Here is a 21,265-nt window from a genome sequence, read left to right as displayed (position 1 = left end):
GGGATGAGACCCTCCCCGCGTGAGCGAACCGACGCACGACGAGCCCCACGACGACTCCCTGGGCAACCGCCTCAACTGGCTGCGCGCCGCCGTCCTCGGCGCCAACGACGGCATCGTCTCCACGGCGGGTCTCGTCGTCGGCGTCGCGGGTGCGACCGACGACGGCGCGGCGCTGCTGACGGCCGGTCTCGCCGGTCTGCTCGCCGGCTCCATGTCCATGGCGGCCGGCGAGTACGTCTCGGTCTCCACCCAGCGCGACTCGGAGAAGGCCGCGCTGGCACTCGAAAGACGCGAACTGCGCGAACAGCCGGAGGCCGAACTCGACGAGCTGACCGACCTGCTGGCCGAGCGCGGCCTCTCCCACGACGTCGCCCGCGAGGCCGCGGTCCAGCTCACGGAGCGCGACGCGTTTCGCGCCCATGCCCGGGTCGAGCTCGGCATCGACCCCGACCGGCTCACCAGCCCCTGGCAGGCGGCGGGCGCGAGCTTCCTCGCCTTCACGACGGGCGCGCTGCTGCCGCTGCTGGCGATCGTGCTCCCGCCGGCGGACGTCCGCCTGTACGTGACCGTCCTGTCGGTCCTGGCCGCGCTGGCCTTCACCGGCTGGTGGAGCGCCCGCCTGGGCTCGGCGCCGGTGGGGCGGGCGATGCTGCGGAACGTGGGTGGGGGAGCGCTGGCGATGGGGGTGACGTATGCGGCGGGGTCGTTGCTGGGGGCGGCGGGGGCCTAGCGGGTGCGCTTGAGGCGCTCCGTCCGGTCCCGTGCACTCCGAGAGCCACAGCAGCGTACGGCGGTCCACTCGTACGGCGGTCCACTCGTACGGCGGTCCACTCGGCCTGAGTTGGTGGATTCCACCAAAGCTCGCTGACAGCGCGTCTCGCATACTTGTCGGTAACGACATCTAGCCGCGCCCGCACACCCGCCTCTACGGTCCTCGCATGCCGCCCAACCTGCCCGATGTCGTGCTGTGGTCGATACCGGCCTTCGTCCTGCTGACCGTCCTGGAGATGGTCAGCTACCGGCTCCATCCGGACGGGGACGCCGCCGGCTACGAGTCCAGGGACGCCACCACCAGCATCACCATGGGGCTCGGCAGTCTCTTCTTCGACTTCATCTGGAAGATCCCTGTCGTGGCGGTCTACACGGCGGTGTACGAGCTCACGCCCCTGCGCGTACCCGTCCTGTGGTGGACGGTCCCGCTGATGCTGCTGGCCCAGGACTTCTTCTACTACTGGTCCCACCGCGGCCATCACGTCATCCGCATCCTGTGGGCCAGCCATGTCGTCCACCACTCCAGCCGGAAGTTCAACCTCAGCACCGCGCTGCGCCAGCCCTGGACCGGATTCACCACCTGGCCGTTCTATCTGCCCCTGATCGCCTGCGGAGTCCACCCGGCCGCGCTCGCGTTCTGCTACTCGGCGAACCTCGTCTACCAGTTCTGGATCCACACCGAGCGGATCGACAAGCTGCCGCGGCCCTTCGAGTACGTGCTCAACACCCCCTCCCACCACCGGGTCCACCACGCCTCACAGGGCGGATACCTCGACCGGAACTTCGGCGGGATCCTGATCGTCTGGGACAGGCTCTTCCGTTCGTTCTCCGCGGAGACGGAGCGGCCGGTGTACGGGCTCACCAAGAACATCGAGACGTACAACCCGCTGCGCGTCGCCACCCACGAGTACGTCGCCATCGCCCGGGACCTGCGCGCGGCGCGCAACTGGCGCGAGCGGACCGGGCGGGTGTTCCGGGGGCCGGGGTGGCAGCCCCTCCAGGGCGCTGCCGCCTCCGGGCCGGAGAATGCCGCATGAGCCGGGAAGGCTTCTCCCGCCAACTGCTCGGAACCTTCCGGGTGGCCGTGGCGGCCGACCTCCTTTCGCTCCTCGCCGGCTGGGACACCGGTCATCTGATCGCCAAGCCGCTGCTCATGCCGCTGCTCGCGGCGTACGCGGTGACCCGGGGCGCGCCCAGGACGCTGATCGCGGCGCTGCTGCTCGGCTGGGGCGGGGACGTGTTCCTGCTTTCCGGTGCCGACTGGGCGTTCCTCCTCGGAATGGGGTCCTTCGCCGCCGGGCACATCTGCTACCTCGTGCTCTTCGGGCGGAGGCGTACGAACCCGGCGGCGGCCGTCCTCTACGCGGCCGTCCTCGTCTGTGCCGTCGGACTGCTCCGGGCCGACCTGCCCGACGGGCTGCGCGTCCCCGTCGCCGGGTACTCGCTGCTGCTGACCGCCATGGCGTACCGGTCGGCTGCGCTCGGGCGGACCGCCGCGGCCGGGGGAGCGCTGTTCCTGCTCTCCGACACGCTCATCGCGACCGGTCTCGCCGGGTGGCCGCGGCTTCCAGCGGCCGACTTCTGGATCATGCTCACCTATGCGGCAGCGCAGTATCTGCTGACGACGGGAGCCATGGGCGCACTCGGTTGTACGCCCGCGCGGGGCCGGGCGTACGGTGAAGCGCGTACCGCAGTCTGAGAAGCGAGGATCCGTCCGTCATGCGTGCCACCACCATCCACGCCCCGTTCGACATGCGCGTGGAGGATGTGCCGGACCCGGGGCTCCAGCAGCCGACCGACGTCGTGGTACGGGTTCTGCGGGCCTGCATCTGCGGCAGCGACCTGTGGGCCTACCGCGGTGAGTCGGCCCGGCAGCCCGGCCAGCGCATCGGCCATGAGTTCCTGGGCGTTGTCGAGGACACCGGCGCAGAGGTGAACGGCTTCGTGCCCGGCGACCTCGTGGTCGCCCCGTTCGTCTGGTCCGACGGCACCTGTGAGTACTGCGCAGAGGGGCTGCAGACATCCTGCCCGCAGGGCGGGTTCTGGGGTTCGGTCGGCCATGACGGAGGCCAGGGCGAGGCCGTACGCGTGCCCTTCGCCGACGGCACCCTCGTCAAGCTCCCCGCCGCCGCGGCCTCCGACGACCATCTGCTCACCGCGCTCCTCGCACTCTCCGACGTCCTCGGCACCGGACACCACGCGGCCGTGGGCGCGGGTGTCACCAAGGGCAGCACCGTCGCCGTCGTCGGTGACGGCGCCGTCGGCCTGTGCGGGGTCCTCGCCGCGAAGCGGCTCGGCGCCGAGCGGATCATCGCGCTCGGCCGTCACCAGGTGCGCACCGACATCGCCCGCACCTTCGGTGCCACGGACGTCGTCGCGGCGCGCGGTGACGAGGCCGTCGCGGCCGTGCGCGAGCTGACCGGAGGTCAGGGTGCACGGGCCGTCATCGAGGCCGTCGGCACCGAGCAGTCGATGCGTACCGCCGTCGGGATCACCCGCGACGGTGGCGCCATCGGCTACGTCGGCGTCCCCCACGGCAGCGGCACCGGCCTCGACCTCGACCTCATGTTCGACCGCAACATCGCGCTGCGCGGCGGTGTCGCGCCGGTCCGCGCGTACATCCCGGAGCTGCTGCCGGACGTCCTGGACGGCACCGTCGACCCGTCCCCGGTCTTCGATCTGACCGTCGGCCTCGAGGGTGTCCCGGGCGGCTACCAGGCCATGGACGAGCGCACCGCGCTGAAGGTGCTCGTCAAGCCTTGATCCACTCCGGGGTGTCAGATCCCCATGCGCCCGGCGGACGGGACCAGTCCGCCGGGCTTCCCTCGTAGGCCACCGGCGGCAGCGCATGGCGCAGCTCGCCGAGCGGACTCCCTGTCGTGGCCAGCCAGTGGCCGGGATCGTACGTCCCTGTGCCGTCCGCGCCGTCGGCCTGCGGGGACAGCCCGTGGGTCAGGAAGCGGGCGGTGCGGGCCAGTGCCAGGCGCACCAGACGTGTGCCGCCCTCGGTCCGCTGCTCGGTCAGCGACCGGAGCACGGCCGCCGCCAGCAGATAGCCGGAGCCGTGGTCGAGAGCCTGGGCCGGCAGCGCGCCCGGACGCTCCGCCGAGCCCTCGACCACCGCGATCCCGCTCGCCGCCTGGACGAGACTGTCGAATCCGCGCCTGCCGCCCCAGGGCCCCTCGTCGCCCCACGCCGAGAGCTGTGCGACGACGAGACCCGGACGGGTCGGGCGGTAGTGGTCGAGCGCCCCCGGGCGGTAGCCGGTGACCAGCACATCCGCGCCGTCGAGGAGCTCGTCGAAGGTCCGCCGGTCCGAGGGGCTGTCCAGGTCCAGCGTCGCGGACCGCTTGCCGAAGCCGGTGTCGGCGTGCTGGTCCGGGAGCTCCGGCAGCCGCGGCGGGTCGATGCGCAGCACATCGGCGCCGAGCAGCGCGAGGGTCCGGGTGGCGACCGGGCCCGCGATGACCCGGGTCAGGTCCAGCACCCGCAGCGGGCCGCCCGGGGTGCGCCGCGGAGCCGCGTCGTCGAGCCGCTCCCGGGTGAGCAGCGGCTGCCGGGCCGCCGCGGCCCCCTGCGGGTGGGCCGCCCATTCCTCCGGGGTGCGCAGGGCGACCGCCAGGCCCCCGGCCGCGTACACCGCGTCCTCGACTTCCCGTGAACGCCGCTCGGCGATCGCGGCCTCCACACCGTCCTCGTCCGTGCCCAGGGCGGCCGACAGCGCGGCACGGTGGTGCGGGTAGTTGGCGTGCGTACGCACCCAGCCGTCGGACGTCCGCCAGAACCGCGACAGCGGGGCGAACGTCACCGGGGCCCTCCCGTCCACCAGGAGATGCCGCTCGCTGACGAACGCCGTGGCGACCGCGCCGTCGTCGACCCGGACGGCGGGGGTCTCGCCTCCGGTGCGGCCCGCGGCATGCTCCGCCGCCGCGAGCGAGCACACCGCGACCGTGGCGCGGGCCAGTTCCATGACGGGAAGCCGGGCCGCGAGCAGCCCCGGCGGGCCACCGTAGGAGACGCGGGCGGTCAGTGCGGGGTCACCACCGAGAGCCGCCCACAGCTGTTCGGTTCCGTGCGAAGCAGAGTCGGCCATCCCTGCACTATGGCACTCCGTGCCACCTCATGGGTACGGAAAGGGCCCGGGCGTGATTCCTCACGCCCGGGCCCCTGGGTCCGACTGCTCAGCCGGTCCGACTTCCCTCAGCCGGTCCGACTGCCGTCAGCGACGCACCGCGTCCAGCGCGTCCGCAAGCCCGGTTCCGTAGAAGCCGTTCTTGTTCTTGCCGCCCTCGCACACGGCGTCGACGGTGCCGTCGCCGTTGATGTCGTACGGCTCCCCGCACGCCGTGTCGTCGGCCTGCGCGTACAGCAGTGCCTTGACCTCGGCCGCCGAGGCGCGCGGGTGGGTCGACTTGATGAGCGCCGCGACACCCGCGACATGCGGGGACGCCATCGACGTACCGGCCTTGTAGCCGTATCCGCCGTTCATCACCGTGGACAGGATGAGCCCGTTGGTGGCCGGGGCGTCCGGTGCCTGGTAGATCGTCGAGTCGCCGCCCGGCGCGGAGATGTCGACGACGCCCTTGCCGTAGTTCGAGTACGACGACTTCAGACCCTTGGCGCCCGTCGCGGAGACCGTCACGACACCCGGCAGCATGGTCGGGTAGTCGAAGCACTCGCGCGGGTTGATGACGCGCGTCACCGGCGTGGTGTCATTGGGGCTGGTGGTGTCGGTGAGCTCGTTCGCCGCCAGGTCCATCCGGGAGTTGCCGGCCGCGGCGACGTTCACCGCGCCCTTGCGCTCCGCGTACTTCGCGGCCCGGGTGACGGACTCGAGCAGGGCCTTCTGGTCCTCGTCGTTCTTGCACGCGAACAGCCACGGGTCCGTGTAGTAGCTGTTGTTGGTGACATCGACACCGTGCTCCGCGGCCCAGACGAACCCGCAGACGACCGACTCGGTGTAGAAGAAGCCGTCCGGGTTGGCGACCTTGATGCCCGACACCTTCACGCCGGGGGCGACACCGGTGACGCCGATGCCGTTCTTCGCGGCGGCGATGGTGCCCGCCACATGGGTGCCATGGTCGCTCTCGCCCGGGGCCGGCCGCCACGAACCGGCGGTGGTGTCCGGCTTGCCGGACACACAGTTGGCCGACGCCGCGACATCGAAGTTGGGCGCGAGGTCCGGGTGGGTGTCGTCGACACCCGTGTCGATGACGCCGACCGTCACCTTCTTGCTGCCCAGCGTCTTCTGGTGGGCCTTGTCCGCCTTGATGGCGGGCAGGTCCCACTGCAGCGGCTCGAACGGGTCCTGCTCGTCCGTGGCCTTCGCCGCCGCCGCTACCGCCTCCGAGGCGCCGAGCGGCTGCTCCACGCCGATCGCGGTGTCGGTCTGCGGGGCGATCGGATTGGTGCGGGTGGCGCCCGCCGAGGTGACGCCCTTGACCGTGCGGATCTGCCGGGCGAAGTCCGGGTTCTGCGAGTGGACGACGATGACGCCGACCTGGTCGTAGGCGATCACCACCGTGCCGCCGGCCTTCTCGATGGCCCGCTTGACCGACTTGGCCGTGGAGCGGCCACCGTTCGTGTTGACGACGTACGACAGCTTCGGGCCGTCGGCCGTGACGGTGGCAGCGGCCGATCCGTCGGCGGTCACGGCCGAGGCCGCACCCGCGGGCAGGAAACCGAGCGAGGCCGTGAGCGCCAGACCCGCGGGCAGAGCTATTGCGCGCGTTCGTCTGGATCCCAGATGAGCCATGGGTTCTCCACATCATCCGTGTCCGCCCAGACACCCCTGTTGCGAATGGGCGGGTACATGACGAGTGAAGTTATCCCGATCATCGGGGTACATCAACGACTTGCGAAGGAAAACCCTGACGAGAAGTGACCGCAAGTGAACCGCTTCGTCGTCCCTCCCGTGCCGTTGTCAGGGGAAGAGCACATCCGTCCCGACACCCAGGGCCCCCTTGTCCATGACTACCGCACCCGCGTCACGAGGAGATTCCGTGGCTACCGAAGCACCGCCGCCCCCCGGCGGCACGGACACCAGTCCCGCACAGCTCACGACGGAGAAGTTCGCCGATGTGCAGGAGAGTGCGGAATTCGGCGAACTGCGCCGCTCGTACCGCTCCTTCGCCTTCCCTCTGACCGTCGCCTTCATCGCCTGGTACCTGCTGTACGTCCTGCTGTCCAACTACGCGGGCGGCTTCATGGGCACCAAGGTCTTCGGCAACATCAATGTGGCGCTCGTCCTCGGGCTCGCCCAGTTCGCCACCACCTTCCTGATCGCCTGGTTCTACGCACGGCACGCGGCCGACAAGCTCGACCCCAAGGCGGACGCGATCAAGTCCCGCATGGAGGGCGACGCATGAACGGCATCACCTTCGGCACTGCCCAGCTGGCGGCATCGAGTGCCACGAGCGAGCACCGGCCGCTGATCATCTCCCTCTTCGCGGCGTTCGTCCTCGCCACGCTCTGCATCACCGTCTGGGCGGGCCGGCAGACCAAGGACGCGGCCGACTTCTACGCGGGCGGCCGCCAGTTCACCGGTTTCCAGAACGGCCTGGCCATCTCGGGCGACTACATGTCGGCGGCGTCCTTCCTGGGCATCGCCGGCGCCATCGCCCTCTTCGGCTACGACGGCTTCCTCTACTCCATCGGCTTCCTGGTCGCCTGGCTGGTCGCCCTGCTGCTCGTCGCGGAACCGCTGCGCAACTCCGGCCGGTACACCATGGGTGACGTCCTCGCGTACCGCATGCGCCAGCGCCCGGTCCGAACCGCGGCCGGAACGTCCACCATCGTCGTCTCGATCTTCTATCTGCTCGCCCAGATGGCGGGGGCGGGTGTGCTCGTCTCGCTGCTGCTCGGCATCACCAGCGACGCAGGGAAGGTCGGGATCGTCGGTCTCGTCGGCGTACTGATGATCCTCTACGTCACCATCGGCGGAATGAAGGGCACCACCTGGGTGCAGATGGTCAAGGCCGTCCTGCTCATCGCGGGCACCCTGCTCATCACCTTCATGGTGCTGCTGAAGTTCAACTTCAACGTCTCCGACCTGCTCGGCACGGCCGCCGAGAAGAGCGGCAAGGGCGCCGCCTTCCTGGAGCCCGGCCTCAAGTACGGCGCCACCGGCACCTCCAAGCTGGACTTCATCTCGCTCGGCATCGCCCTCGTCCTCGGCACCGCAGGCCTGCCGCACATCCTGATCCGCTTCTACACCGTGCCGACCGCCAGGGCCGCCCGTAAGTCCGTCATCTGGGCCATCGGCATCATCGGCGCCTTCTACCTGATGACGATCGCGCTCGGCTTCGGCGCGGCGGCCCTGGTCGGCCCCGGGGAGATCACCCAGTCCAACAAGGCGGGCAACACCGCGGCTCCGCTGCTCGCCCTGCACATCGGAGGCGCCGACTCCGCCGGCGGCGCGATCCTGCTCGCCGTGATCTCCGCGGTCGCGTTCGCCACCATCCTCGCGGTCGTGGCCGGACTCACCCTGGCGTCCTCGTCGTCCTTCGCGCACGACATCTACGCCAACGTCATCCGAAGGGGACAGGCCACAGACAAGGAAGAGGTCCGCGCGGCGCGCTGGGCGACCGTCCTCATCGGCATCGTCTCCATCGCGCTCGGCGCGATGGCCCGCGACCTGAACGTGGCGGGCCTGGTGGCGCTCGCCTTCGCGGTCGCCGCCTCCGCCAACCTGCCGACGATCCTCTACAGCCTCTTCTGGAAGAGGTTCACCACCCCGGGCGCCCTCTGGTCCATCTACGGTGGCCTGCTCTCCTCCGTGGTGCTCGTGCTCTTCTCGCCGGTCGTCTCGGGCAAGCCCTCGTCGATGTTCCCCTCTGCGGACTTCGCCTGGTTCCCGCTGGAGAACCCCGGCATCGTCTCCATCCCGCTGGGCTTCCTGCTCGGCTGGCTCGGCTCCCTCCTCTCCAAGGAGGAGCCGGACAAGGCCAAGTACGCCGAACTCGAGGTCAAGTCCCTCACAGGAGTCGGCGCCCACTGAGGAGGAATCCGTCATACGCCCGACCGCTGCCGCGTCGTAGAGTCCTACGACGCGGCAGCGCCGTTCGTCGTGGCAAACGGCACCTGTGGTTGTCGGAGGTGTCGCGTACGCTCGATGTCGTAGTCGTGTACGAGTTCCGGACGCCGGGGAGGGGGCCCGCAGTGCTCATCGACACTTACGGCCGTGTGGCCACTGACCTGAGGGTTTCGCTCACGGACCGGTGCAATCTGCGGTGCGCGTACTGCATGCCGGAAGAGGGCCTGCAGTGGCTCGCCAAGCCCGATCTGCTCACCGACGACGAGATCGTCCGGCTGATCCGTGTCGCCGTCACCGACCTGGGCATCACCGAGGTCCGGTTCACCGGCGGGGAGCCGCTGCTGCGGCCCGGCCTCGTCGGCATCGTCGAGCGGTGCGCGGCGCTGACCGCGCGCCCGCAGATGTCGCTGACCACCAACGGCATAGGACTGACGCGCACCGCGACCGCGCTCAAGGCGGCCGGTCTCGACCGGGTCAACGTCTCCCTCGACACACTGCGCCCGGACGTCTTCAAGACCCTCACCCGGCGTGACCGCCACCACGACGTGCTGGACGGACTGCGGGCCGCCCGCGAGGCCGGACTGAACCCGGTGAAGGTCAACACCGTCCTGATGCCGGGGCTCAACGACGACGAGGCCCCCGACCTGCTGGCCTGGGCCGTCGAGCACGACTACGAGCTGCGGTTCATCGAGCAGATGCCGCTCGACGCCCAGCACGGCTGGAAGCGCGACGGAATGATCACAGCGGGTGACATTCTCACGTCGCTGCGCACGCGCTTCTCCCTCACCCCCGAGGCCGAGGAACGGGGCGCCGCTCCCGCGGAGCGCTGGCTGGTGGACGGCGGGCCGCACCGGGTCGGGGTCATCGCCTCCGTCACCCGCCCCTTCTGCGGTGCCTGCGACCGCACCCGCCTCACCGCCGACGGCCAGATCCGCACCTGCCTCTTCGCACAGGAGGAGACCGATCTGCGCGGCGCTCTGCGCTCCGGGGCGCCGGACGAGGAGATCGCCAGGATCTGGAAGGTCGCGATGTGGGGCAAGAAAGCCGGATCCGGTCTGGACGACCCGGCGTTCCTTCAGCCCGAGCGCCCCATGTCAGCCATCGGCGGCTGAGCCCCGGCCGTCGGCGGCCGGGCGGCGCTCCCACTCGTCGAGCGCCACGACTTCCTTGAGGAAGTCCCGCAGTCCGAGGAACTGGGACAGATGCTCGCGGTGCTCCTCGCACGCGAGCCAGGTCTTGCGCCGCTCGGGCGTGTGCAGCTTCGGGTTGTTCCACGCAAGGACCCAGACGGCAGCGGTACGGCAGCCCTTGGCGGAACAGATCGGGGTCTCGTCACTCACTCGATCATTGTCCATGACATCCCGCTTGCCACGGTGCCTGGAACAAAGCGACGCCGAGCAGCCACGGGGGGAGCTGCCCGGCGTCGGTCCGTCGCTCCGACGGGGGATGCGGAGCGCACAGGCAGTATGTCACGCGGAACGGGCCGCGGTGCACTGGAACTTCACGATTGATCTGAGGTTTTCTTGAGCCTCGTGGACGGCCCTGAATCAGCTCTGATGCGCGGGCCGTTCCGTCTGCTCCTCCGCTGCGTTTCCGCCCGTCCCGAGCATCGGCCGCTCCGGCGGTGCGACGAAAGAGGACGGCAGGGAGGGCGCGCTCTCGCGTCCGGCGTTGGCGATCACCACGGCGATGTACGGAAGCACCGCACCCAGCACCAGTGCCACGACGGCCACGTGCCGCTCGACGTCCCAGAGCACCGCGGCCAGGATCACCGACACGGTCCGTACCGACATGGAGATCACATAGCGGCGCTGCCGGCCGCGCACATCGTCGGCGAGCCCCTTGCGTGCCCCGGTGATCCGGAAGACCTCGGTCGTACTGTGCTTCCGCATGCCATTTCACCGCCCGACAGTCGTGCCGGACTCTCCCCGGTCCGATCCTCGTCCCACGGTACGCCGCGACTGCGGCACGATCGAGACCGGGGCACCCTCTTATCCGGGCATACGCCTACCGCTGGAACACGTACGGAGCTGTCCGACATGCGCCGTATGACGGATGGGCCGAGACTGTCCCGTGACGGCTCACGTCAAGCCGAACCGGGAGGCAGCCATGGGCTGGTTGTGGGCGATCATTGTCGGATTCGTGCTGGGACTGCTCGCCAAGGCGGTTCTGCCGGGGAAGCAGCACAGCCCCCTCTGGCTCGTCACGATCTTCGGCATCATCGGCGGGATCGTCGGCAACGCACTCGCCGGCGCGTTCGGGATCGGGGAGACCCCCGGTATCGACTGGGGCAGGCACGCCCTGCAGATCGTGGCCGCCATTGTCATCGTCGGCCTCGGCGACATGGCCTACATGTCGCTGCGCGGCAGGAAACAGAGAGCCTGACATATCCGTACGGCGGTACGGCGGTGCGGCGTCACGGTCACACCGCCGTTACGGCGAGACGGCTGCGGCCGGGCGAGCGGGAAGCTCACCCGGCCGCAGCCGTTGGCTGTCGTTCGCTGTCGTGCCGTGGGACGCCGCACGGCCCACGGACTCAGCCCGCGGCGCCGACCTCGACCGCCGCCAGGTTCTTCTTGCCGCGCCGCAGCACCAGCCATCGGCCGTGCAGCAGATCCTCGGCCGACGGCACGGCGTCCTCGGCGGTCACCTTCACGTTGTTCACATAGGCGCCGCCTTCCTTGATGGTGCGACGGGCGGCCGACTTGCTCGCCACCAGACCGACCTCGGCGAAGAGATCCGCGACCGGGCCGAGCTCGGGCACCCGCGCGTGCGGCAGCTCCGAGAGCGCCGCGCCGAGCGTCGCCTCGTCCAGCTCTCCCAGCTCGCCCTGGCCGAACAGCGCCTTGGAGGCGGCGATGACCGCCGCGCACTGGCCGGCGCCGTGCACCAGCGTCGTCAGCTCCTCGGCGAGCGCGCGCTGCGCGGCGCGCGCCTGCGGACGCTCCTCCGTCTGCTTCTCCAGCTCCTCGAGCTCCTCACGGCTCTTGAAGCTGAGGATGCGCAGGTAGGTGGAGATGTCCCGGTCGTCCACGTTCAGCCAGAACTGGTAGAACGCGTACGGCGTCGTCATCTCCGGGTCCAGCCAGATGGCCCCGCCCTCGGTCTTGCCGAACTTGGTGCCGTCCGCCTTGGTCATCAGCGGCGTGGCCAGGGCGTGCACGGTGGCGTGCGGCTCCAGACGGTGGATCAGGTCGAGGCCTGCGGTGAGGTTGCCCCACTGGTCGCTGCCACCCTGCTGCAGCGAGCAGCCGTGGCGCCGGTACAGCTCCAGGAAGTCCATGCCCTGCAGGAGCTGGTAGCTGAACTCGGTGTAGCTGATGCCCTGGTCCGACTCCAGCCGGCGGGCGACCGAGTCCTTGGTCAGCATCTTGTTGACACGGAAGTGCTTGCCGATGTCCCGCAGGAACTCGATGGCGGACATGCCCGCCGTCCAGTCCAGGTTGTTGACCATGACCGCGGCGTTCTCGCCCTCGAAGGAGAGGAACGGCTCGATCTGGGCGCGTACGCGCTCCACCCAGGCAGCGACGGTCTCGGGATCGTTCAGGGTGCGCTCCGCGTTCGGCTTCGGGTCGCCGATCTGACCCGTCGCCCCGCCCACCAGCGCCAGCGGGCGGTGGCCCGCCTGCTGCAGCCGGCGCATGGTGAGCGCCTGCACCAGATGCCCCACGTGCAGGCTGGGCGCCGTCGGATCGAAGCCGCAATAGAAGGTGACGGGACCGTCCGCGAGCGCCTTGCGCAAAGCGTCCTCGTCAGTGGACAGGGCGAACAGCCCGCGCCACTTCAGCTCGTCGACGATGTCCGTCACGGTTCTTTTTCTCCTCGCACAAATGGGATGGGCGGTGTTGCCCTGAGCAGTCTATTGGCTCATACGCCCTTGCTCACCGAGCTCATGTTGAAGTCGGGGATGCGCAGCGCGGGCATCGCCGCCCTGGTGAACCAGTCGCTCCACTCGCGCGGCAGCGTCTGCTCCGTCCGGCCCGCCTCGACGGCCCGCGACAGCAGATCGACGGGCGACTCGTTGAAGCGGAAGTTGTTCACCTCGCCGGTGACCTCGCCGTTCTCGACGAGGTAGACCCCGTCCCTGGTCAGCCCGGTCAGCAGGAGCGTCGCGGGATCGACCTCGCGGATGTACCAGAGGCAGGTGAGCAGCAGCCCGCGTTCCGTGCCGGCGACCATCTCCTCCAGGGACGCATCGCCGCCGCCGTCCAGGATCAGGTTGCCGATACCGGGGGAGACCGGCAGCCCGGTCATACCCGCACTGTGCCGGGTGGTGACCAGCCGTTCCAGCTTCCCGTCACGTACCCACTCGGTGGGCGACAGCGGGAGACCGTTGTCGAAGACCGAGGCGTCGTCCCCGGACGCGTGCGCGATGACGAACGGCGCGGACTCCAGCCCCGGCTCGTGCGGGTCGCTGCGCAGGGTGAGCGGCAGCTCGGAAAGCGTCTCGCCGATACGGGTGCCGCCCCCGGGCTTCGAGAAGACCGTACGGCCCTCCGCCGCGTCCCGGCCCGTCGACGACCACATCTGGTAGATGAGCAGGTCCGCGACCGCGGTCGGCGGAAGCAGCGTCTCGTACCGCCCGGCGGGCAGCTCGATCCGCCGTTCTGCCCAGCCCAGCCGCTTCGCCAGCTCCGCGTCCAGCGCGGCAGGGTCGATGTCCTTGAGGTCCCGGAAGTCCCGTGTCGAACGCCCCGCCCAGGCCGACCGGGTGCGGTCGGGGGACTTGGCGTTGAGCTCCAGCGTGCCGGTGGGCTGGTCGTGGCGCAGCCGTACCCCCGTCGACGTACCGAGATAGGTCGAGGTCAGCTCGTGGTTGGCAAAGCCGTACAGCTCCCGCCCGCCGGAGCGGGCACGGGCGAACGCCTCGCCCAGCGCGGGGGCGAAGTCCGCGAAGACGGCCGAGGAGGTCTCGGCCGGCGCGTCCGTGAAGCCTGCGGCCACCGGCACCCCGCCGACCAGCGGCTGCGCGTCCTCGGCCGGCCCGGCCGCCCGCGCCGCGGCTTCCGCGGCGCGCACCAGCGGCTCCAGGTCGTCCGCGGTCACGGCCGAGCGCGACACCACACCGGACGCCGTGCCCTGCGCACCGTCGACCGTGGCGACGACGGTGAGTGTGCGGCCCCGGGTGACGCCGTTGGTGGTGAGCGCGTTCCCGGCCCAGCGGAGGTTGGCGGACGAATGCTCGTCGGCGATGACCACACAGCCGTCGGCGGTGGACAGTTCGAGGGCGCGCTCGACGATCTCGTGCGGCTTGCTGACGGGGCTCATCGGCCGGCCTCCTGAGTCGTGTTGAGGATGTTCACTCCGCGGAACAGCGCGGACGGGCAGCCGTGGGAGACCGCCGCGACCTGGCCCGGCTGAGCCTTGCCACAGTTGAAGGCGCCGCCCAGGACGTAGGTCTGAGGGCCGCCCACCTTCTCCATGGAGCCCCAGAATTCCGTCGTCGTCGCCTGGTAGGCGACGTCACGCAGCTGACCGGCCAGTCGGCCGTTCTCGATCCGGAAGAACCGCTGCCCGGTGAACTGGAAGTTGTAGCGCTGCATGTCGATCGACCACGAGCGGTCGCCGACCACATGGATCCCGCGCTCCACGCCGCCGATCAGATCCTCGGTCGACAGACCGCCCGGCTCCGGCTGCAGGGACACGTTCGCCATCCGCTGCACCGGCACATGCCCGGGGGAGTCCGCGAAGGCGCAGCCGTTGGACCGGCCGAGGCCCGTCAGCTTCGCGATGCGCCGGTCCAGCTGGTAGCCGACGAGCGTTCCGTCCTTGACCAGGTCCCAGCTCTGCGCCTCGACGCCCTCGTCGTCGAACCCGACCGTGGCGAGCCCGTGCTCGGCGGTCCGGTCGCCGGTCACATTCATCACGGACGAGCCGTACCTCAGCTTGCCCAACTGGTCGAAGGTCGCGAAGGACGTGCCCGCGTACGCCGCCTCGTAGCCCAGCGCCCGGTCCAGCTCGGTGGCGTGGCCGATCGACTCATGGATCGTCAGCCAGAGGTTGGACGGGTCCACGACGAGGTCGTAGCGCCCCGCCTCGACGCTCGGCGCGCGCATCTTCTCGGCGAGGAGCTCCGGCATCTCCTCCAGCTCGGTGTCCCAGTCCCAGCCGGTGCCGGTCAGATACTCCCAGCCGCGGCCCACCGGTGGCGCGATCGTGCGCATCGAGTCGAACTCGCCGGTCGTCTCGTCCACGGCGACCGCGGTGAGCTGCGGATGCAGCCGCACCCGCTGCTGGGTGGTGACCGTCCCGGCCGTGTCCGCGTAGAACTTGTTCTCGTGGACCGTGAGCAGCGAGGCGTCCACATGGGCCACACCCTGCGCCCCGAGCAGCCGTGAGCTCCAGTCCGCGAGCAGCGCGGACTTCTCCGCGTCGGCGACCGTGAACGGGTCGATCTCGTACGACGAGACCCATGTCCGCTCCGCGTGCACCGGCTCCCCGGCGAGCTCCACCCGCTCGTCCGAGCCGGCCGCCGCGATCACCTGTGCGGACAGCTTCGCCATCGCCACCGCCTGGCTCGCGACCCGGGCGGCGCCGTCCATGGTGAGATCGACCCCGGACGCGAACCCCCACGCGCCGCCGTGCACGACCCGCACCGCGTACCCGAGGTCGGTGGTGTCGGACGAACCGGCCGGCTTGGCGTCCCTCAGCCGCCATGCCGCGCTGCGTACCCGCTCCAGCCGGAAGTCGGCATGCTCGGCGCCGAGTGCCCGGGCCCGCGCGAGCGCGGCGTCCGCGAGCGCCCGCAGCGGGAGCGCAAGAAACGTCTGATCGATGTCATGGGCCACAGGCGGCCTCTCCTTTTCACGCGTGCGTGGTCGGATCACTACGCGAAGTCAAGCACGCGGCGGGGAGAGTTCCGAAGGCGTTCGCGCGGTTGTGGCCGCACGGGCACGGTACCGGCGTTCGAACCCGCGCCCGCGGGCTCATGGAGTCCCGGACTGTAGGGTCCCCACAGCAGACACAGGACGCCACTGTCGGTGGTCGATTCTCCCTGGGACGGGCGGGAACGATAGGTTTTTGCTGTACCAGACCGCTATCGAAAGGGTGATCCGTTGAGCCGCTCGGTTCTCGTCACCGGAGGAAACCGGGGCATCGGCCTCGCCATCGCCCGCGCTTTCGCCGAGTCCGGCGACAAGGTCGCGATCACATACCGGTCGGGTGAGCCGCCGCAGGCCCTGACGGCGCTCGGCTGCCTTGCCGTGCGCTGCGACATCACCGACGCCGAGCAGGTGGAGCAGGCCTACAAGGAGATCGAGGAGAATCACGGTCCCGTGGAGGTGCTGGTGGCCAACGCCGGCGTCACCAAGGACCAGCTCCTGATGCGGATGTCCGAGGAGGACTTCGTCTCCGTCCTCGACACCAACCTCACCGGCACCTTCCGGGTCGTCAAGCGCGCCAACCGCGGCATGCTGCGCGCCAAGAAGGGCCGTGTCGTGCTGATCTCCTCGGTGGTCGGTCTGCTCGGCTCGGCGGGGCAGGCCAACTACGCCGCCTCCAAGGCCGGCCTGGTCGGGTTCGCCCGGTCCCTCGCCCGCGAACTCGGTTCGCGGAACATCACCTTCAACGTCGTCGCGCCCGGCTTCGTCGACACCGACATGACGAAGGTGCTCAACGACGAGCAGCGCGCGGGCATCGTCTCGCAGGTGCCGCTCGGCCGTTACGCGCAGCCGGAGGAGATCGCCGCCACGGTGAAGTTCCTCGCCTCCGACGACGCTTCGTACATCACTGGAGCCGTCATCCCGGTTGACGGCGGATTGGGCATGGGTCACTGATCACATGAGCGGAATCCTCGCCGGCAAGCGCATCCTCATCACCGGTGTGCTGATGGAGTCCTCCATCGCCTTCCACACCGCGAAGCTGGCACAGGAGCAGGGTGCGGAGATCATCCTGACTGCCTTCCCCCGGCCCACCCTGACCGAGCGGATCGCCAAGAAGCTTCCCAAGCCCACCAAGGTCCTCGAGCTCGACGTCACCAACGACGAGCACCTGGGCCGGCTCGCGGACCTGGTCCGTGAGGAGCTGGGCAGCCTGGACGGCATCGTGCACTCCATCGGCTTCGCGCCGCAGGACGCGCTCGGCGGCAACTTCCTGAACACGCCGTTCGAGTCCGTCTCGACCGCGATGCACGTGTCGGCGTTCTCGCTGAAGTCGCTGACCATGGCCTGCCTGCCGCTGATGCAGGAGGGCGGCTCGGTGGTCGGTCTGACCTTCGACGCGCAGTTCGCCTGGCCGCAGTACGACTGGATGGGCCCGGCGAAGGCGGCGCTGGAGGCCACGTCCCGCTACCTCGCCCGTGACCTGGGCAAGCAGAACATCCGCTGCAACCTGATCTCGGCCGGCCCGATCGGCTCGATGGCCGCCAAGTCCATCCCGGGCTTCTCCGAGCTGGCGAGGGTCTGGGACGAGCGCTCGCCGCTGCAGTGGGACATGGCCGACCCCGAGCCGACCGGCCGTGGAGTCGTCGCCCTCCTCTCGGACTGGTTCCCGAAGACCACCGGTGAGATCGTCCACGTCGACGGCGGCGTGCACATTATGGGTGCCTGAGGACTTCTCGGAACTCCCGGTGCGGTTACGCAACGTAACGGAATGAGCGTGCATCACCCGTTCGTCCACGACGCCCCGGTCACCCGCTGTGTGCGGGGGCCGGGGCGTCGCCCGTTCGGCCTACCGGAACGGGCGCCTGAGCCCCCGGCCGGGTGAGGCTGGAGAGGCAATCCCTCCCTTGTGGTGCAGCAGCGGCTTGTGCCGCCGTACGGCCGAGGAGGTCTGCTTGTGCGTACGACCTGGTGTTATGCGTCCGTACTGGGGGCGCTGGCCGCGCTGTTCCTGCCGGCGTCCACCGCGGCCTCCCTTCCCCGGGAAGATCCCGCACCCCGGCCTTTCGGGGCCGCCTGCGATGTCGTCGTCGACGGCTCCCGTGCCACGGCGTACTGCCGTAACCCCTATCTCGACACCGACCGGGTCCAGCTGCACGTCGAGTGCCAGATGTGGTGGGACCTCGACGCGGACAGCCGCCCCGTGGATGTCGCCCCCACCGCCTATGCCACGCTCACCGAGCGCTGCTGGAAGGAGATAGCCGGCGCGTGGGTGAGCCACGTCCGCGTTCCCTAGGCCTGGACAGTCCCGTGGCCCTGGACGGCCTTCTGCCGGTCCTCGGACGGCGTCCGCAGGCACATGAAGGGGTAGCTCGCCGCCTCCGACGCCGCCGTGTCCCCGTCGCCCGCGCGGATCGCCTCGACGAGCCGCGCATGGTCCATGTGGTTCTCCGGGCGCAGCTCGTGCCCCACGTCGTCCCGGAGCCAGTCGCGCAGCAGATCGCCCAGGTCCGCGTAGAGCCCGGTCAGTACGTCGTTGTGGGACGCGGCGACCACGGCCAGGTGGAACGTGGCATCGGCCGTGACGAACGCCTCCGCCTCACCCGACTCCCAGGCGTCCTCACGCCGCGCCAGCAGGGCTTCCAGCTGCTTGAGATCCCGTTCCGTACGGTGCGCGGCCGCCAGCCGCGCCGCCGAGGACTCGAGGGTGCACCGCACCTCCGCGATATGGCGCGGGTCGGCGTCGGCGAACCTGCGGTGCATCACCCCGGCCAGTTCGCTCGTCGCCGCCACATAGGTGCCCGAGCCCTGGCGGATGTCCAGGAGGCCGTTGTGGGCGAGCGCGCGGACCGCCTCGCGCACCGTGTTGCGGGCGACGCCCAGCTGCTCGACGAGCTCGGGCTCGGTCGGGATCCGTGAGCCCACGGGCCAGGCGCCCGAGGTGATCTGGTTCCGCAGCTCGGTGATCACCTGGTCCGAGAGAGCGGAACGCCGGGGAGAGGTCAGCGCCATGGTGCTCCTTGTGCTTCTTGTCGGCGTGTCAGCGTAAGGCCTGCCCGCGAAACTCGTACGGGATTGGACAATCAATCATCCCATGATTCTATGATGGCTCCATGCCGCACGAGACCCGGACCCCGAGCCCCGCCGCCACGGCCACCCGTACACCGGCCGTATCCATCGATTCTCCCGCGGCGAGTACCCCGGTCCGGCTCACCCCGTTCGTGCTTGCCGGTCTCGTACTCGCCGCGCTCAACCTCCGCCCCGCGATCACCAGCCTCGGCGCCCTCCTCGAAGAGGTGCAGCACGGCCTCGGCATGAGCGGCAGCGTGGCCGGAGTGCTGACCTCCGTGCCGACGCTCTGCTTCGCCGTCTTCGGGCTCACCGCGCCCAGGCTCGCCCGCCGCTTCGGCCCCGCCGCGATCATCTGCGCGGGTATGGCGGCGATCGCCGCGGGTCTGCTCATACGACCCTTCGTCGGCGGCACTCCGGGGTTCCTCGCCGCCAGCGCCCTCGCCCTGATGGGCATCGCCGTCAGCAACGTCCTGATGCCGGTGATCGTCAAGCGGTACTTCCCCGACCGCATCGGCAGCGTCACCGGGCTCTACTCCATGGCGCTCTCGCTCGGCACCGCGGCGGCAGCGGCCTCGACCGTGCCCATGACCGAGGCCCTGGGCGGCAGTTGGCGCGCCGGTCTCGCCGTGTGGGCCGGCCTCGCCGCCGTCGCCGTACTGCCGTGGATCGTGCTGCTGCGCGACAGGGGCCGGGACACAGCGGCCGTCACGCAGCCGGCCGCCCGCGACGGACTTGCGCAGACCGCGCCCGCGCCGCTGCCCGCCATGCGCATCACGCGCAGCCGTACCGCCTGGGCCCTGGCCGGATTCTTCGGTCTCCAGGCCACCGGCGCGTACATCACCATGGGCTGGATGCCGCAGATCTTCCGCGACGCCGGGGTCCCGGCAGGCACGGCCGGGGTGCTGCTCGCCGTGACGATGGTGATGGGTGTACCGCTCGCCTTCGTGATCCCGCGGCTGGCCACCAGGCTGAGGAACCAGGCCCCGATCGTCGTCGCACTCGGCGCCTGCGGGCTGACCGGCTACGCGGGCCTGTTCTTCGCACCGGCCGCCGGCGCCTGGGCCTGGGCGCTGCTGCTGGGCATCTCCAACTGCGCGTTCCCGCTCGCCCTGACGATGATCGGCATGCGCGCGCGGACCGGCACGGGTGTCGTGCGGCTGTCCGCATTCGCCCAGAGCACCGGTTATCTGATCTCCATCCCGGGACCGACGCTGGTCGGCGCCCTCTACGACCACAGCGGAGGCTGGGGACTGCCGCTCGCGCTGATGGCGGGGCTCCTGGTGCCGCAGGTCGTCGTCGGCAGCCTGGCCGGCCGGGACCGGACGGTCGAGGACGAAGCCGGGATGCGAGACTGAACGCATGCCAGTGCTCGATCCGAACCCCCAGAACGGCCAGAAGAAGCTTCTGCTCATCTTCGGCGCGATGATCGCCATCGGCGTGGTCATCGGCATCATCGCCACGATCGCGGCGCCCTGACGGTAGGGCCCGCACCACCATCCCCTAGGGGGCCAGTGTCAGGGTGAAGTGGGTGGCTCACCGGATGGGACACCGGGCCCATGATCCGTAGGTTTGAAGCAGCTCGGCGACCGAGCCCAGCAGTCCACCTTCAGACCCCACGGAGGCGGCCATGTCGGCCCGTACGCACACCCGGTCCCATCCCCAGGCCGCCGGCGGCGTCGACATACGCCTGCCGTGGTGGGCCGTCGCCCTGCCGGTGATCGCCTTTGCCGCGCTGCTCGTGCTGATGACGGCGTCCGGTGATGCCCACGCCGCCACCGGCGAGCCCTCGGTCGGGTTCATCCTGGACCGCATCCAGACCCTGACCGGCTCCTGACGCGCCCGTCGGCCGTGCGTCACCCCTGACGGTCGTGCCCATCAACACCCTGCGCCCGATGGCTGATTTCATGCGAAGCTGGGGAGCATGAGCGCCGCTGAGTTCTCCGGGGAGACGCTCCCCGGAGCCCCCGAAACCCGAAGGATCGTCCTGCTCCGCCACGCGAAGGCCGACTGGCCCCAGGTGTCGGACCATGAGCGGCCGCTCGCCGAGCGGGGCCGCTCGGAGGCCGCCGTCGCCGGCCGCAAGCTCGCGGACACCGGTATCGCCTTCGACCTGGCCCTGTGCTCGACCGCGGTGAGGACACGCGAGACCTGGAAGCTGGCCGTCCACGAGCTGCCGCAGCGCCCGCGCACGGTCTACGAGGACCGGCTCTACGATGCCTCTCTCGGCGAGCTCCTCGCGCTGCTCAACGAGACCCCGGACGATGTCGGCGACCTCCTCCTGGTCGGCCACAACCCGGGGATGCACGCTCTCGCCGACGCCCTCGCGGGCCAGGTGGAGGGCGATGCGCTGGCCAGAATGAGCCGGGGCGGCTTCCCGACCGCCGCCTACGCCGTCATCGGCTTCTCGGGCTCGTGGAAGTCCGTCGAGCACGGATCGGGCAGGCTCCTCGACTACTGGGCCCCGCACGAGTAACCGCCCCGCACGGCAGACGAATCGGCCCCGGTACGCGCTCCGCGCCCGGGGCCGGCTCATGGCACGACCCGGTCCTGGGGCCGGGCCGGTTCCGAT

The 21,265-nt window shown here is 70.3% G+C and carries 23 protein-coding genes; 15 read left to right on the top strand and 8 right to left on the bottom strand.

Translation table 11 applies throughout. The annotated features are described in order from the left end of the window. Positions 1–19 precede the first annotated feature (19 nt). From ACFU5O_RS27080 to ACFU5O_RS27065, 4 genes are all read left to right on the top strand, one after another. On the top strand, positions 20–730 hold the full coding sequence (locus ACFU5O_RS27080; RefSeq protein WP_384244524.1) for a VIT family protein: 711 nt from the start codon (positions 20–22) through the stop codon (positions 728–730). A 208-nt stretch (positions 731–938) separates the two neighbouring features. Next, a complete protein-coding gene (locus tag ACFU5O_RS27075; RefSeq protein ID WP_384244523.1) occupies positions 939–1,808 on the top strand; it encodes a sterol desaturase family protein in 870 nt (289 codons plus the stop codon). Beyond that, positions 1,805–2,470 (top strand): lysoplasmalogenase, encoded by a 666-nt coding sequence (locus ACFU5O_RS27070; protein WP_384244522.1) that lies wholly within the window; start codon positions 1,805–1,807, stop codon positions 2,468–2,470. Before ACFU5O_RS27075 ends, ACFU5O_RS27070 begins: the two co-directional genes overlap by 4 nt. Before the next feature lie 20 nt (positions 2,471–2,490). Further along, positions 2,491–3,534 (top strand): zinc-dependent alcohol dehydrogenase family protein, encoded by a 1,044-nt coding sequence (locus ACFU5O_RS27065; RefSeq protein WP_384244521.1) that lies wholly within the window; start codon positions 2,491–2,493, stop codon positions 3,532–3,534. Here the strand turns inward: ACFU5O_RS27065 and ACFU5O_RS27060 are convergent. Both ACFU5O_RS27060 and ACFU5O_RS27055 read right to left on the bottom strand, forming a co-directional pair. Further along, positions 3,524–4,864 (bottom strand): CoA transferase, encoded by a 1,341-nt coding sequence (locus ACFU5O_RS27060; protein ID WP_384244519.1) that lies wholly within the window; start codon positions 4,862–4,864, stop codon positions 3,524–3,526. The two genes, ACFU5O_RS27065 and ACFU5O_RS27060, sit on opposite strands and share 11 nt — an antisense overlap. A gap of 126 nt (positions 4,865–4,990) precedes the next feature. After that, positions 4,991–6,526, bottom strand: coding sequence for a S8 family serine peptidase (locus tag ACFU5O_RS27055; protein WP_384244518.1), 1,536 nt, complete (start codon positions 6,524–6,526; stop codon positions 4,991–4,993). A gap of 247 nt (positions 6,527–6,773) precedes the next feature. On the opposite strand from ACFU5O_RS27055, the gene ACFU5O_RS27050 reads away from it, so the two are divergent. From ACFU5O_RS27050 to moaA, 3 genes are all read left to right on the top strand, one after another. Next, complete coding sequence (locus ACFU5O_RS27050) at positions 6,774–7,139, top strand: DUF485 domain-containing protein (protein WP_384244517.1); 366 nt, start codon at positions 6,774–6,776, stop codon at positions 7,137–7,139. Continuing rightward, positions 7,136–8,770: a cation acetate symporter gene (locus ACFU5O_RS27045; protein WP_384244515.1), complete on the top strand. Its 1,635-nt coding sequence runs from the start codon at positions 7,136–7,138 to the stop codon at positions 8,768–8,770. Before ACFU5O_RS27050 ends, ACFU5O_RS27045 begins: the two co-directional genes overlap by 4 nt. 161 nt (positions 8,771–8,931) lie before the next feature. Further along, a complete protein-coding gene (moaA, locus tag ACFU5O_RS27040) occupies positions 8,932–9,918 on the top strand; it encodes a GTP 3',8-cyclase MoaA (RefSeq protein ID WP_384244514.1) in 987 nt (328 codons plus the stop codon). On the opposite strand, the gene ACFU5O_RS27035 is transcribed toward moaA, so the two are convergent. Both ACFU5O_RS27035 and ACFU5O_RS27030 read right to left on the bottom strand, forming a co-directional pair. Further along, a complete protein-coding gene (locus ACFU5O_RS27035) occupies positions 9,901–10,161 on the bottom strand; it encodes a hypothetical protein (RefSeq protein WP_384244513.1) in 261 nt (86 codons plus the stop codon). The genes moaA and ACFU5O_RS27035 overlap by 18 nt on opposite strands. 192 nt (positions 10,162–10,353) lie before the next feature. Continuing rightward, positions 10,354–10,698 (bottom strand): DUF3099 domain-containing protein, encoded by a 345-nt coding sequence (locus tag ACFU5O_RS27030; protein WP_384244512.1) that lies wholly within the window; start codon positions 10,696–10,698, stop codon positions 10,354–10,356. Between the two features lie 217 nt (positions 10,699–10,915). Between ACFU5O_RS27030 and ACFU5O_RS27025 the strand changes: the two genes are divergently transcribed. Beyond that, a complete protein-coding gene (locus ACFU5O_RS27025) occupies positions 10,916–11,191 on the top strand; it encodes a GlsB/YeaQ/YmgE family stress response membrane protein (protein WP_384244510.1) in 276 nt (91 codons plus the stop codon). A 151-nt stretch (positions 11,192–11,342) separates the two neighbouring features. Here ACFU5O_RS27025 and tyrS read toward each other — a convergent pair whose 3' ends face one another. The 3 genes from tyrS to ACFU5O_RS27010 are packed head-to-tail and all read right to left on the bottom strand — an operon-like array spanning position 11,343 to position 15,594. Continuing rightward, positions 11,343–12,614, bottom strand: a complete 1,272-nt coding sequence (gene tyrS, locus ACFU5O_RS27020) for a tyrosine--tRNA ligase (RefSeq protein WP_384244509.1) — start codon at positions 12,612–12,614, stop codon at positions 11,343–11,345. 59 nt (positions 12,615–12,673) lie between these two features. Beyond that, positions 12,674–14,074 (bottom strand): metallopeptidase TldD-related protein, encoded by a 1,401-nt coding sequence (locus ACFU5O_RS27015; protein ID WP_384244508.1) that lies wholly within the window; start codon positions 14,072–14,074, stop codon positions 12,674–12,676. Next, positions 14,071–15,594, bottom strand: coding sequence for a TldD/PmbA family protein (locus ACFU5O_RS27010; protein ID WP_384244506.1), 1,524 nt, complete (start codon positions 15,592–15,594; stop codon positions 14,071–14,073). Before ACFU5O_RS27010 ends, ACFU5O_RS27015 begins: the two co-directional genes overlap by 4 nt. A 267-nt stretch (positions 15,595–15,861) precedes the next feature. Between ACFU5O_RS27010 and fabG the strand changes: the two genes are divergently transcribed. From fabG to ACFU5O_RS26995, 3 genes are all read left to right on the top strand, one after another. Beyond that, the gene (gene fabG / locus ACFU5O_RS27005) at positions 15,862–16,581 is read left to right on the top strand and encodes a 3-oxoacyl-[acyl-carrier-protein] reductase (protein ID WP_384244505.1); all 720 of its coding nucleotides are present in this window, start codon (positions 15,862–15,864) and stop codon (positions 16,579–16,581) included. Between the two features lie 4 nt (positions 16,582–16,585). Continuing rightward, the gene (gene fabI / locus ACFU5O_RS27000; protein ID WP_384244504.1) at positions 16,586–17,353 is read left to right on the top strand and encodes an enoyl-ACP reductase FabI; all 768 of its coding nucleotides are present in this window, start codon (positions 16,586–16,588) and stop codon (positions 17,351–17,353) included. A 228-nt stretch (positions 17,354–17,581) separates the two neighbouring features. Further along, on the top strand, positions 17,582–17,920 hold the full coding sequence (locus tag ACFU5O_RS26995) for a hypothetical protein (protein ID WP_384244502.1): 339 nt from the start codon (positions 17,582–17,584) through the stop codon (positions 17,918–17,920). Here the strand turns inward: ACFU5O_RS26995 and ACFU5O_RS26990 are convergent. Further along, positions 17,917–18,636, bottom strand: coding sequence for a FadR/GntR family transcriptional regulator (locus ACFU5O_RS26990; RefSeq protein WP_384244501.1), 720 nt, complete (start codon positions 18,634–18,636; stop codon positions 17,917–17,919). The two genes, ACFU5O_RS26995 and ACFU5O_RS26990, sit on opposite strands and share 4 nt — an antisense overlap. Before the next feature lie 101 nt (positions 18,637–18,737). On the opposite strand from ACFU5O_RS26990, the gene ACFU5O_RS26985 reads away from it, so the two are divergent. The 4 genes from ACFU5O_RS26985 to ACFU5O_RS26970 all read left to right on the top strand — a co-directional run bounded on the left by ACFU5O_RS26985 (position 18,738) and on the right by ACFU5O_RS26970 (position 21,169). Next, positions 18,738–20,051, top strand: a complete 1,314-nt coding sequence (locus tag ACFU5O_RS26985) for a CynX/NimT family MFS transporter (protein WP_384244500.1) — start codon at positions 18,738–18,740, stop codon at positions 20,049–20,051. A 4-nt stretch (positions 20,052–20,055) separates the two neighbouring features. Beyond that, positions 20,056–20,172 carry an SGM_5486 family transporter-associated protein gene (locus ACFU5O_RS26980; RefSeq protein WP_384244498.1) on the top strand — a complete coding sequence of 39 codons (117 nt, stop codon included), beginning with the start codon at positions 20,056–20,058 and terminating at the stop codon, positions 20,170–20,172. 151 nt (positions 20,173–20,323) lie between these two features. Next, positions 20,324–20,530, top strand: a complete 207-nt coding sequence (locus ACFU5O_RS26975; RefSeq protein ID WP_384244497.1) for a hypothetical protein — start codon at positions 20,324–20,326, stop codon at positions 20,528–20,530. An 87-nt stretch (positions 20,531–20,617) separates the two neighbouring features. Next, positions 20,618–21,169, top strand: coding sequence for a SixA phosphatase family protein (locus ACFU5O_RS26970; RefSeq protein WP_384244496.1), 552 nt, complete (start codon positions 20,618–20,620; stop codon positions 21,167–21,169). The last annotated feature ends 96 nt before the right edge of the window (positions 21,170–21,265 follow it).

This window comes from Streptomyces sp. NPDC057445, from assembly GCF_042802855.1.
GTDB lineage: Bacteria > Actinomycetota > Actinomycetes > Streptomycetales > Streptomycetaceae > Streptomyces.
Note: the sequence above shows the minus strand (reverse complement) of the source record. Positions and strands in the feature narration are given on the sequence as shown.

Bases quoted from the DNA above. Each gene is read 5' to 3' on its own strand.
- ACFU5O_RS27075 (WP_384244523.1), top strand. From the start codon at position 939: ATGCCGCCCAACCTGCCCGATGTCGTGCTGTGGTCGATACCGGCCTTC.
- ACFU5O_RS27070 (WP_384244522.1), top strand. From the start codon at position 1,805: ATGAGCCGGGAAGGCTTCTCCCGCCAACTGCTCGGAACCTTCCGGGTG.
- ACFU5O_RS27065 (WP_384244521.1), top strand. From the start codon at position 2,491: ATGCGTGCCACCACCATCCACGCCCCGTTCGACATGCGCGTGGAGGAT.
- ACFU5O_RS27060 (WP_384244519.1), bottom strand. From the start codon at position 4,864: ATGGCCGACTCTGCTTCGCACGGAACCGAACAGCTGTGGGCGGCTCTC.
- ACFU5O_RS27055 (WP_384244518.1), bottom strand. From the start codon at position 6,526: ATGGCTCATCTGGGATCCAGACGAACGCGCGCAATAGCTCTGCCCGCG.
- ACFU5O_RS27045 (WP_384244515.1), top strand. From the start codon at position 7,136: ATGAACGGCATCACCTTCGGCACTGCCCAGCTGGCGGCATCGAGTGCC.
- ACFU5O_RS27035 (WP_384244513.1), bottom strand. From the start codon at position 10,161: ATGGACAATGATCGAGTGAGTGACGAGACCCCGATCTGTTCCGCCAAG.
- ACFU5O_RS27030 (WP_384244512.1), bottom strand. From the start codon at position 10,698: ATGCGGAAGCACAGTACGACCGAGGTCTTCCGGATCACCGGGGCACGC.
- ACFU5O_RS27025 (WP_384244510.1), top strand. From the start codon at position 10,916: ATGGGCTGGTTGTGGGCGATCATTGTCGGATTCGTGCTGGGACTGCTC.
- ACFU5O_RS27015 (WP_384244508.1), bottom strand. From the start codon at position 14,074: ATGAGCCCCGTCAGCAAGCCGCACGAGATCGTCGAGCGCGCCCTCGAA.
- fabI (WP_384244504.1), top strand. From the start codon at position 16,586: ATGAGCGGAATCCTCGCCGGCAAGCGCATCCTCATCACCGGTGTGCTG.
- ACFU5O_RS26990 (WP_384244501.1), bottom strand. From the start codon at position 18,636: ATGGCGCTGACCTCTCCCCGGCGTTCCGCTCTCTCGGACCAGGTGATC.
- ACFU5O_RS26985 (WP_384244500.1), top strand. From the start codon at position 18,738: ATGCCGCACGAGACCCGGACCCCGAGCCCCGCCGCCACGGCCACCCGT.
- ACFU5O_RS26980 (WP_384244498.1), top strand. From the start codon at position 20,056: ATGCCAGTGCTCGATCCGAACCCCCAGAACGGCCAGAAGAAGCTTCTG.
- ACFU5O_RS26975 (WP_384244497.1), top strand. From the start codon at position 20,324: ATGTCGGCCCGTACGCACACCCGGTCCCATCCCCAGGCCGCCGGCGGC.
- ACFU5O_RS26970 (WP_384244496.1), top strand. From the start codon at position 20,618: ATGAGCGCCGCTGAGTTCTCCGGGGAGACGCTCCCCGGAGCCCCCGAA.